Source organism: Actinomadura geliboluensis, assembly GCF_005889745.1.
GTDB lineage: Bacteria > Actinomycetota > Actinomycetes > Streptosporangiales > Streptosporangiaceae > Spirillospora > Spirillospora geliboluensis.
In genome coordinates this window covers 1-5,311 of sequence record NZ_VCKZ01000545.1, presented here as the reverse complement: position 1 = coordinate 5,311, position 5,311 = coordinate 1, and the positions used below count along the sequence as shown (strand labels likewise).

Sequence of the window (5,311 nt, the reverse complement as noted above, 5' to 3'; positions counted from 1 at the left end):
GTTCGTGGTCGTAGTGGCTGAGGCTGCCTTGCGGACGTGGCCGGGGGCGGGGGAGTGCATGGCAGGACAACTCGCGCGGCTGGTGGAGGTGTCTGGGCTGGCGAACGTGCGGTTCGGGGTTGTGCCTGGGGCGGGGGTGCCTCGTGTGCCGCTGCATGGGTTCTCGGTGTACGACGACGCGGCCGTGTCAGTGGAGACGTTCACGCGTGAGTTGACCTTGACCGATGCGGACGAGGTCCGGGCGTACGTGGAGATCTTCGAGGGGTTCGAGCGGGCGGCCGTGTTCGGGGACGAGGCGCGGCGGCTGGTGGAACGGGCGGGCCGTGATCTGCAAAAAGTTCTAAGCTCTATTCACTGAGCGTGTTGAATAGTCCCCTAGATCTGTCATACGCTGCGTCTCCCTCGGGGTGTTTAGCCCCCTAGACGCGCGGGTGGTGGTCGACGTGACGCGCTTGTCCCGGCTGTTCGCGGGCCGACGCGATTCGATCAGTCAAGCCAGAGCCTTCGGGCGGGCCTTCATCGCCGACCGTGTCCCGGACGAGGTCGCCGGGCTGGTCGAACTGGTCGTGAGTGAGCTGTGCACGAACGCCGTGGAGCATACGGCGAGCGGGGAGGACGGCGGGAACTTCGTCCTCGAACTGGAGTTGCAGGACGGGCATGTCCGGGTGGCCGTGGTCGACATGGGCGCCCTGACGCAACCGGCGGTGAACGATGAACCGAGCGGGCCGGACGCCGTTTCCGGGCGTGGGCTGTTCATCGTGAAGGCGGTCTCTAAGGCGTGGGGCAGTGAACCCGTGCGGGTCGGTCGGCGGGTCTGGGCGGACGTCGTCGGCGCGGCGGTGTGAGCGGGCCACCGATACCGCGCCGTCGGCGACGCTTACGCGCCGTCAGCTCTTCGACGGGTCATGAGCTTTCCGGCACAGTGTCTAGGGTCCTAGACTCCCTGGTAGAGGCCGGAGGAGGTGTCATGCCAGGCGAGTTGGAGCGCATTGCGCAGATCGATGACCCGTACGAACTGCTTCGCGCGGCGACTGAGCGCCTGGCGGAGGCCCAGCAGGAGGTCACCGAACTGGCGCGGCTCCGGCGGCGGCTGATTCAGGACCTGCATGCGCAAGGGATGTCGTACGCGCAGATCGCGCAAGCGGCGGGACTGAGCCGCGGGCGCATCCATCAGATCCGGCACACGGGGCCGGCCCCTGAGGGGGCGTTCCTCGGCTCGGGCGAGGTCACCGTGGTGACTCCGCTTCGTCCCGACCCTGCCAGCGATCGGACGTATGTCGCGCTGGACGACCTCAAGACCGGGCAACGGGTGGAGGAACTGGCCCGGACGTTCGATCTAGCGGTGAACTCTGATCACGTGGGGATCGACGGCGGGATTGATCTCAACCGGCCTGGTCTGCTGGTGATCTGCGGGCCTCGGATGTCGCCTGCGATGCGTGAGGCGTATGACAAGGATCCGGTCCTGGAGTGGGAGCGGGATGAGGTCGGATGGCTGCTGCGTGACACTCGGACGGGCGAGGAGCACCGGTCGGGGCAGGAGGACGACCCTCCTCGGCCGTATGACATCGGATACCTCGGGCGGCTGCCTCGGCCGGACGGCAACGGCAGCTTCGTCGCGATTGCGGGTGTGCATCCGGAGGGGTCGTTGGGTGTGGTGCATCTGCTGACCACGGATATCGGCAGTCTGTGGGGGCAAGTCGGCGGTGACCGGTTCTCGGTCGTGGTCGGGACCGAGTACGCCCTGGACACTCATGAGCCGGTGCGGACGGAGTTGCTGACCCCGATCTACCGGCATGATGAGGCGCCGACCTGACGAGGAACGTATGCGTGTGCTGATCGCCAGCGAGCCGGGACGTCCTGAGCGCGACAACGAGGACTTTGCGGCGGCGGCACCTGGGCTGCTGCTCGTGGTCGACGGGGCCGGCGCTCCCGCCGGAGTCGAGTCGGGGTGCGTGCACTCGGTGTCCTGGTACGCGCGCAACCTCGGCGGGCTGCTACTTGCCGCAGCTGGTGATGTCGGCGTGGGCTTGGGCGAGGCGCTCGCAGTGAGCATCGAGCGCGTCAACGCCCTGCACGCAACGACATGCGACCTTCGGCACCCTGGCTCGCCCTCCGCGACTGTGGCGCTGGCAAGGGTCCATGACGGGCGCCTTGAACACCTGGTGCTCTCGGACTCCGTTCTCGTCCTCGATCGCCTCGACCAGGGGCCGACTGTCGTCACGGATGGGCGGCTGGCTGAAGTGATCGCGCGGTTGGACGAACCGGACGACCGCCCCGCCCTCGGCAGTGACGCGCACAGGGGACGCCTGCGGAGCCGAGTGGAACGGCTCGCCGAGTACCGCAATCAACCGGGCGGCTTCTGGGCGGCCAGTACGAAACCGGAAGCGGCGCATGAGGCGCTCATGGGGTCCACGCCCCTTGCTGACCTGGACGCGGTCGCGCTGCTGAGCGACGGTGCCAGCCGGTTGGCCGACCGTTTCGACCTGATGACCTGGCCTGACGTGCTCGCCATCCTGCGCAAGGACGGGCCGGGCGAACTGATCGCACGGACCCGTGAGGCTGAGGCAACCGACCCGGACGGCGTGCGCTGGCCACGTGGCAAGGCATCCGACGATGCCAGCGCCGTCTACTGGGCCATGCGGGGCTGAGCCCCGGGATTCTGTAGACCCCCCTAGACAGTTGCCGGTTCATCCCCTACCTTCACTGTGTACCCCTCTAGACAGTCCGCTCGCGGAACGGATCGGACCGTAGTGTCTAGGGGGGTGGACGACAGGAGGAACCTGTGCGCAACATCCCGGTGGACGTGTCGGCGCTGACGTTCGTGTGCGTGTCGCCGCCGCGTCCCAAGCTGGTCAACCAGGACACAGGGGAGGTGAAGACGGACCGCAACGGCCACACGGTGTTCACGGTGGGCCTGTCGGCCGCCGACGCGTCGGGGCGGGTGGACCTGCTCAACGTCGCGGTGGTCGGAGACCAGTCGGTGACGATCGGGGAGGTCGTCACGCCGGTCGGCCTCGTCGCCTTCCCGTGGGAAGCGGTCCTCGGCGGTGAGAAGCGGTGGGGCGTGGCATACCGCGCCGACCGCATCGCGCCCATCTCCTCGGTCGCCCCGCCTTCGTCCTCGTCGGCCTCCTCGTCGGCGGGGGAGTCGGGCGCGTCCGCTTCGGCGGGCGTGGCCTGAACGGCGGCCCGGTCATGACTGACCTGCTCCCGGTGCTCGGGGTCCTGGCCGCTGTGGCGGTCGGGCTCTGGGCCTGGCGCCGCTTTCACCCGTCCTTCTTCTGGTACGGCATCGGCTTCCCTGCTCCTGCGGTACTGGTGTACCTGACGTGGCATCACGTCGCCTCCGGCTGCAAGCTCACCCGCAACCGGCGGCGGTTTCGGCTCACCCTGGACGCCATCCCGGTGGTGGGGCCGGCATCCCGGTCCGCTGCGACGGTGGTCGAGCAGAAGCGCCGGGTGCGGCGGGTCGACGTCGAGCGCGCTCCCCGCCTCGGCCTCCTGCGGCCCACCCGGCTCGGCTGGCGCGTGCGCCTTCGGCTGCACGACGGGCAAGTCCCGGCGGACTACGAACGCGCGGCGGAGGGGATCGCGCACGCCTGGCGCGTCCACTCGGTGCGGGTGGTCGATGTCCGGCCCGGCTACGTGACTCTCTGGGCCACGATGCGGGACCCGCTCACCGAGGTGACGCTGTCACCGGCGCCCGTGGAGTTGTTGCGGGTGCGGCCCGGCAAGCTGGAGAACGGGCACGACTGGGTGATGGACTTCCGGACCGTGCCGCACTGGCTCAACGCCGGAGCGACACAGTCGGGCAAGTCCAACCTGGCGAACGCCATCCTCCGTGACCTGGCTCCGCAACCGGTTGCCCTGGTCGGCTTCGACCTCAAGGGCGGCGTGGAGTTCACCCCGTACGCGCCTCGGTTGTCGGCGCTGGCCACGACCCGCAAAGAGTCGGTCGACCTGCTGGCCGACCTGGTCGGCGAGGTAGAGAACCGGATGGCGCTGTGCCGGGCGCACGGTGCCCGCAACGTCTGGACGCTCCCCGAACTCCTGCGGCCGGTCCCGGTGGTGGTCCTGGTGGACGAGGTCGCCGAACTGTTCCTGATGGCCGACAAGTCCGAGAAAGAGGAGGTGTCGCGGACCGCTACGGCACTGCTGCGGGTCGCCCAGCTCGGGCGGGCGTTCGCCGTCCACCTGATCGTGTGCGGGCAGCGCATCGGCTCCGACCTCGGACCCGGCGTCACCGCCCTCCGCGCCCAGCTCTCCGGGCGGGTATGCCACCGGGTCAACGACCCCGAGACCGCGAACATGACCCTCGGCGACCTCGACCCGGCCGCCCTCGATGCCGCCCGCGCCATTGCTGCCGAGACACCCGGCGTCTGCATCGTCGCCGGCCAAGACGGCGCTTGGCACCGCGCCCGCTCGGTGTTCGTCCCCGAGCGTGAGGCCGAGCAGGCGGCGCGCGACTGGGCGCACCTGACCCCGGACTGGGACGCCCTGATCGGCTCGGTCCCGGCCGTCGACCCGGCCGCATAACCGGCCCGGCTCCCTCTCCCTCCTCCTTCTCCTCTGGCTCGGTGTGAGCCCTGATCGCGCCGCGTCCCTACCCGACCCATGCCCGAACCCGTCCTGGAGGCTGCCCGATGGTCGCTCGCGTCCGTGTCCTTCGTCCCCGTCCCCGGTTCGCCGTCGTCCCGGCCCCGTCCTCACCGTCCGCCTCGTCGTCCTCGGTGGTGTCGTCCTGGGACGTGTGGCCGGTCGGCGTCGAGTGGGACGAGTTCCGCTCCCTGCACGTCGCCCGCTGCCAGCGCTGCGCCGAGTCGTTCGCCTCCTCGTCCTGCGGCGAGGTCGACGCCTGGGCCGAGATCCACTGGTGCGACGCCGAACTGGCCGCGCTGCTGGCCCTGGTCGACGTGCGGCGGGCGGCATGACCCGGCGCATCCTGAGCGCGGTCGCCGACTCGGGGCCGGTGGTGGTGCTGGCGGGGATCGCGGCGGCGGGCTCGTTCACCCACATCCGCGACACCGCCACCGAACACGGCCAAACCGGCTGGATGGCCTGGGCCATCGCGGTCTGCATCGACCTGACATGCGTCATGGCGGCCGGAGAACGGCAGCGCGACAAGAACACCGGACGCGCAACGGGGCGCCTGTCGTGGCCGACCGTCGTCCTGGTCGGCGGGATCCTGCTGTCCCTGGCCGCGAACCTGGCACAGGCCGACCCATCGGTCTGGGGCTGGATCACCGCAGGCACCCCGGCGGGCGCGTTCCTGGTCGCCGTGTCGATGCTGGAACGCCGCAAGGCCGGCCCC

Annotated in this window: 8 protein-coding genes; all 8 read left to right on the top strand. The window is 69.9% G+C overall.

Annotated features, from left to right (window positions below):
• Positions 1-358 (top strand): Scr1 family TA system antitoxin-like transcriptional regulator (locus ETD96_RS40905; RefSeq protein ID WP_240808581.1); only part of this gene is annotated, 358 nt, incomplete at its 5' end.
• A 73-nt stretch (positions 359-431) separates the two neighbouring features.
• Complete coding sequence (locus tag ETD96_RS40900) at positions 432-845, top strand: ATP-binding protein (RefSeq protein WP_240808580.1); 414 nt, start codon at positions 432-434, stop codon at positions 843-845.
• Between the two features lie 122 nt (positions 846-967).
• A complete protein-coding gene (locus tag ETD96_RS40895) occupies positions 968-1,813 on the top strand; it encodes a sigma-70 RNA polymerase sigma factor region 4 domain-containing protein (RefSeq protein ID WP_138641852.1) in 846 nt (281 codons plus the stop codon).
• Between the two features lie 10 nt (positions 1,814-1,823).
• Positions 1,824-2,648, top strand: coding sequence for a protein phosphatase 2C domain-containing protein (locus ETD96_RS40890; RefSeq protein WP_138641851.1), 825 nt, complete (start codon positions 1,824-1,826; stop codon positions 2,646-2,648).
• Positions 2,649-2,782: 134 nt separating this feature from the next.
• Positions 2,783-3,181 (top strand): SCO3933 family regulatory protein, encoded by a 399-nt coding sequence (locus tag ETD96_RS40885; RefSeq protein WP_205719718.1) that lies wholly within the window; start codon positions 2,783-2,785, stop codon positions 3,179-3,181.
• A gap of 14 nt (positions 3,182-3,195) precedes the next feature.
• Positions 3,196-4,536: an FtsK/SpoIIIE domain-containing protein gene (locus tag ETD96_RS40880; RefSeq protein WP_138641850.1), complete on the top strand. Its 1,341-nt coding sequence runs from the start codon at positions 3,196-3,198 to the stop codon at positions 4,534-4,536.
• A gap of 107 nt (positions 4,537-4,643) precedes the next feature.
• Positions 4,644-4,931 carry a hypothetical protein gene (locus ETD96_RS40875; RefSeq protein ID WP_138641849.1) on the top strand — a complete coding sequence of 96 codons (288 nt, stop codon included), beginning with the start codon at positions 4,644-4,646 and terminating at the stop codon, positions 4,929-4,931.
• Positions 4,928-5,311 (top strand): DUF2637 domain-containing protein (locus ETD96_RS40870; protein WP_138641848.1); only part of this gene is annotated, 384 nt, incomplete at its 3' end. The genes ETD96_RS40875 and ETD96_RS40870, both read left to right, overlap by 4 nt.

Bases quoted from the DNA above. Each gene is read 5' to 3' on its own strand.
- ETD96_RS40880 (WP_138641850.1), top strand. From the start codon at position 3,196: ATGACTGACCTGCTCCCGGTGCTCGGGGTCCTGGCCGCTGTGGCGGTC.
- ETD96_RS40875 (WP_138641849.1), top strand. From the start codon at position 4,644: ATGGTCGCTCGCGTCCGTGTCCTTCGTCCCCGTCCCCGGTTCGCCGTC.
- ETD96_RS40895 (WP_138641852.1), top strand. From the start codon at position 968: ATGCCAGGCGAGTTGGAGCGCATTGCGCAGATCGATGACCCGTACGAA.
- ETD96_RS40890 (WP_138641851.1), top strand. From the start codon at position 1,824: ATGCGTGTGCTGATCGCCAGCGAGCCGGGACGTCCTGAGCGCGACAAC.